Genomic DNA, 4,467 nt, shown 5'->3' with positions numbered 1-4,467 from the left:
GCGCACGGGGCCTTGATCCTCCTCGCCGGGGCGCTTCTGCTGACGCCCGGCTTCTTCACCGACACCATGGGCATCCTGCTGTTGATCCCGCCGGTTCGCTCGGCCGTCTTGCGGTACCTCGCGTCGCGTGTGCGGGTAGAACGGTTCACCGTGGGCGGGATGCCGCCCCGGCGCGAACCCTGGCGGCGGGACGTGATCGACGGCGAGTTCCACGAGGTCGGCCCCGACGACCGGCCGCGCGGCCCTTCCGGCTGGACACGCCATTGAGGCGGCGGCGCCAAGGTGCTACACCCCCGCCCGACCGGACTTCGTTGGGAGAGTGAAAGATGGCCGACAACGGCAACGGGAACAACGGCGCCGCACCGCCGGAGGCACCGCAGGTCAGGATGCAGGTGCTCGGCCAGTATGTGCGCGACCTTTCCTTCGAGAATATCGTGGCGCAGAAGGGCATCACCAATGCCGAGGTCCAGCCTGACATCCAGGTGCAGGTGAGCCTCGACGCACGCAAGCGGGCGGTGGATCACCAGTACGAGGTGGTCAGCAAGTTCAAGGTCACGTCCAAGAACAAGGCCGACCAGGCGCCCCTCTTCCTGCTGGAACTCGACTATGGCGCGATCTTCCACATCGAGGGAGTGCCGGAAGAGCAGCTTCACCCGTTCCTGCTCATCGAATGCCCGCGGATGGTGTTCCCCTTCATCCGCCGCATCATCTCCGACGTGACGCGCGACGGGGGCTTCCCGCCGCTGAACATCGACACGGTCGATTACCTCAGTCTCTACCGTCAGGAACTGTCCCGACGCGCCCAGGCTCAGGTGCCGGCGCAGCAGGTGTCGTGACTGCCGCCGCCGATCTCATCCCGACCTGGGTCGACGGGCGGCTCGTACCCTTCGACAAGCTGGCGGCGCACCTTGAGGGGCGCCGCCACAGGGCCGTTTCGGTCTTTGTGCTCGAGGGCGACCGGGTTCTGATCCAGCGCCGGGCGATGGGCAAGTACCATACGCCCGGTCTCTGGGCGAATACCTGCTGCACACATCCCCACTGGGGCGAGGCGACGGTCGACTGCGCCGTCCGCCGTCTGCGCGAAGAGCTCGGCATCGAGGGGGTGTCCCCGGTCTTCGCCGAGGCGGTGGAATATCGCGCGGATGTGGGCGGCGGCATGGTCGAGCACGAGGTGGTTGACATCTTCACTGCCGTTGCAACCGCGGTGCTACCGGTCGCGCCGGACCCCGCCGAGGTCATGGAGGTGCGCTGGGTCACCCTGTCCGATCTGGACGCCGAGATCGCGGCCGGGCCGGAACGGTTCACTCCATGGCTCAGGATCTACCTTGCCGACCATCGCCACCGAATCTTCCGCGCCGCATAGGCGGTCCGGCGGCGCCTGACGACCACGGGTGGCCGGCCGCCGCCGAATCCCGCCTGGAACAGGCGCAACCACTGGCGTTCGGCCGCGTAGAATGCGAGGCTTGTTCTGTAGATCACGAGTTCGGGGGCGGATCATTGCGACGGGCAGGATGGTGGCGGAGGTGCGCGGCCGTTATGGCCATTGCCGGAGCCGCGCTGGTCGTGCCGTGTCGCCCCGCCGGGGCACTTGATCGCGTCGAACTGACGGCTCCGGGCGCGGACCGCGCACTCCTCGACCGGCTGCGCGCCGCCTCCCTCACCATCGCGGCTGAACGCGACAAGACGACCGACAGCCAGACGATCTTCGCGGCTGCACGCGCGGACTATGCACGATTGATCGGCGCGCTCTACGCGGAGGGCTATTACTCGGGCGTGATCCAGATCCTGATCGACGGGCGCGAGGCGGCGGAGATCGCTCCGCTTGACACGCCCGAGTCCATCGGCGTGGTCTCGATCAGGGTGACGCCGGGGCCGATCTTCCGCTTCGAGAGGGCCCGCATGAGGCCCTACGCGCGCGGAACAAGGCTGCCGCCCGCCTATGGCGACACCAGGCCGGCCTATTCGACCGCCATCGTCGATGCCGCCGAAGCGGGTGTCGCGGGCTGGCGCGCGATCGGTCATGCCAAGGCCCGGGTCGCCGGCCAATCCATCACTGCCGACCATGCCGCCGCCGCGATCTTCTCGGAAATACTCCTCGCGCCTGGCCCACGCCTGCGGTTCGGACAGATGCGCGTCTCGGGTTACGAACGGATGCGGCTCGAGCGTATCCTGAAGATCGCGGGCTTTCCGGCGGGCGAGGTCTTCGATCCCGCCAAACTCGACAAGGTCGCCGCGCGCCTTCGCCGGACGGGCGTCTTCCGCACCGTGGCGGTGACGGAAGCCGACACGATCGGCCCCGGCGACACTCTGGACGTGGAACTAGTGCTCGACGAGGAAAAGTTGCGCCGGTTCGGCTTCGGCGCCGAAGTCTCGAACAGCGAGGGTCTCAGCCTCTCCGGATACTGGCTACACAGGAACCTCCTAGGCGGGGCAGAGAGGCTGCGGGTCGATGGTTCGGTCGAGCGGATCGGCGGACAGAGCGGCGCCATCGACTATTCGCTCGGCGTGCGGATCGACAGGCCCGCGACACCGGTGACCGATGCGACTGCCTTCGTCGAGGCACGCGCCTCGCGCGAAGAGCTGCTGGATCAGACCGTCGAACGCGTTGCCCTCGATTTCGGCCTGTCCCGCGTGTTCGGAGATCACTTCACCGCCCAGGCGGGGATCGGGTACCTCGCGGAGCGTGTTTCCGACGCCGGCGGACAGACCGACTACCGCGTGCTGACGCTCCCCGTCGCGCTGACATGGGATAGCAGGGACAACGTGCTCGACGCCCACCAAGGTTTCTATCTCAGGACAGAACTCACGCCGTTTCTGGGCTATGCATCAGCCGGCAGTGGCGCACAGGTCAAGGCCGACGCGCGCCTCTTTCATGGCTTCGGCACGGATGACCGCGTCGTCCTTGCCGGGCGGCTTCAGCTCGGGACGGTCATCGGCCCGACGCTGCCGCAGACGCCGGCGAGCTTCCGGTTCTGGTCCGGCGGCGGCGGAACGGTGCGCGGGCAACCATACCAGTCGCTCGGCGTGGCGCTGGCGCGTTCGGCGTTCCTTTCCGTCCAGACGGGCGGCATGAGCTTCGCCGGAGCCTCGGCCGAGTTGCGCGCATCGATCACCGACACGATCGGCGCCGCCGCATTCTACGATGCGGGTTATGTCGGCATCGACGAACTATTCGGCGGCACAGGGCGATGGCACGCCGGCGCCGGACTCGGCCTGCGGTATAACACCGGGATCGGGCCGATCCGGATCGATGTCGCCATGCCGGTGTCGGGGCCGACCGGAGACGGTGTGCAGATATACGTCGGTTTGGGGCAGGCATTCTGATGCGGCGTCTCGTCCTCTCCCTGGCGCTTTGCCTCTTACCCCTGGCTGCCACGGCCCAGGAGGATGCCGCGGCGTCAGAGCGCGACCGCGACTTCCTCACCGCATTCCTTGAGGACAATCTGTCGTCGCTCGGCCGTACCGTGCGGATCGAGGGGTTCCGTGGCGCGCTGTCGTCCCGTGCGACCTTCGATGAACTGACCATCGCGGATGGTGACGGTGTCTGGATCACGATCCATGACGGCGCCATCGGATGGAATCGCTCTGCGCTGCTTGCCGGCCGGGTCGAGATCAGCGAGATGCGCGCGGCCGAGATCGAATTGCCGCGTGCCCCCGGGGCCGCCGGCCCCAGCGCGGAGGCGTCAGGGTTCAGCCTGCCGGAACTGCCGGTGTCGGTGGACATCGGGTCGATCCGCGCCGATCGCGTGGTACTCGGCGAGGCGCTATTTGGTGCGGCAGCCGTAGTCCGGCTCAACGGCACGACGCACCTCGAAGGGGGGGAAGGGACCGCCGAGATCGCGATCGAGCGCATTGACGGCCCCCGCGGAACGCTGTCGATGACGGGGCGCTATGCAAACGCCACCCGGGAAGCGACCCTCGACCTTCTGGTGGCGGAAGGCGCGAACGGGATCGCGGCCAGCCTGCTCGGCTTGCCCGGACGCCCCTCGATCGAACTCGCCGTGCATGGCGACGGTGTCATCGACGACTTCGCCACAGACATCGCGCTCTCCACCGACAACGTGCGGCGTCTTTCGGGAAAGGTCACGTTTCTGGCGACAGGCGCGCCGGGGGCCGTACCTGAGCGTCGCTTTGCGGCGGACATCGCCGGCGACATCGCGCCCCTGCTCCTTCCCGACTATCAGGAGTTCTTCGGGCCGAACGTGGCCCTGCAGGCCGCGGGGCGTCGGTTGCCCTCGGGCCAACTCGATCTCACCCGGCTGGTCCTGGGCGCAAGGGGTCTCGACCTTGCGGGAGGGGTCAGTCTATCGCCCCAAGGCCTGCCCTTGCAGGCAGCGCTGACCGTCCGGCTCGGTCTCGGTACAGGGGGCGACGTGCTTCTGCCGATCCCGGGCCCGCGCACATTCGTGCGATCAGGCGAACTGAAGCTGCGCTACGACCATTCGCGCGGCGACGGCTGGACGCTTG

4 protein-coding genes and 1 pseudogene are annotated in these 4,467 nt (G+C 67.9%); all 5 read left to right on the top strand.

What is annotated here, in order from left to right; genetic code table 11:
- Positions 1-267 (top strand): FxsA family protein (locus tag ACMUOO_RS16515; protein WP_413855746.1); only part of this gene is annotated, 267 nt, incomplete at its 5' end.
- 59 nt (positions 268-326) lie between these two features.
- The gene (gene secB / locus ACMUOO_RS16510; RefSeq protein ID WP_301919768.1) at positions 327-836 is read left to right on the top strand and encodes a protein-export chaperone SecB; all 510 of its coding nucleotides are present in this window, start codon (positions 327-329) and stop codon (positions 834-836) included.
- Positions 833-1,363: an isopentenyl-diphosphate Delta-isomerase gene (idi, locus tag ACMUOO_RS16505; protein ID WP_301919767.1), complete on the top strand. Its 531-nt coding sequence runs from the start codon at positions 833-835 to the stop codon at positions 1,361-1,363. The genes secB and idi overlap by 4 nt, the downstream gene beginning before the upstream one ends.
- A 173-nt stretch (positions 1,364-1,536) precedes the next feature.
- On the top strand, positions 1,537-3,324 hold the full coding sequence (locus tag ACMUOO_RS16500; RefSeq protein WP_301919766.1) for an autotransporter assembly complex protein TamA: 1,788 nt from the start codon (positions 1,537-1,539) through the stop codon (positions 3,322-3,324).
- Positions 3,324-4,467: pseudogene (locus tag ACMUOO_RS16495) on the top strand (translocation and assembly module protein TamB); the annotation flags it as partial. The gene ACMUOO_RS16500 and the pseudogene ACMUOO_RS16495, both read left to right, overlap by 1 nt.

It is taken from the genome of Albidovulum sp., assembly GCF_041919395.1.
In the GTDB taxonomy this organism is placed as follows: domain Bacteria; phylum Pseudomonadota; class Alphaproteobacteria; order Rhodobacterales; family Rhodobacteraceae; genus Albidovulum.
This window is presented reverse-complemented; position numbering and strand designations above follow the sequence as displayed.

Excerpts from the sequence above, each read along its gene's own strand:
- ACMUOO_RS16500 (WP_301919766.1), top strand. The coding sequence starts at position 1,537 with ATGGCCATTGCCGGAGCCGCGCTGGTCGTGCCGTGTCGCCCCGCCGGG.
- secB (WP_301919768.1), top strand. The coding sequence starts at position 327 with ATGGCCGACAACGGCAACGGGAACAACGGCGCCGCACCGCCGGAGGCA.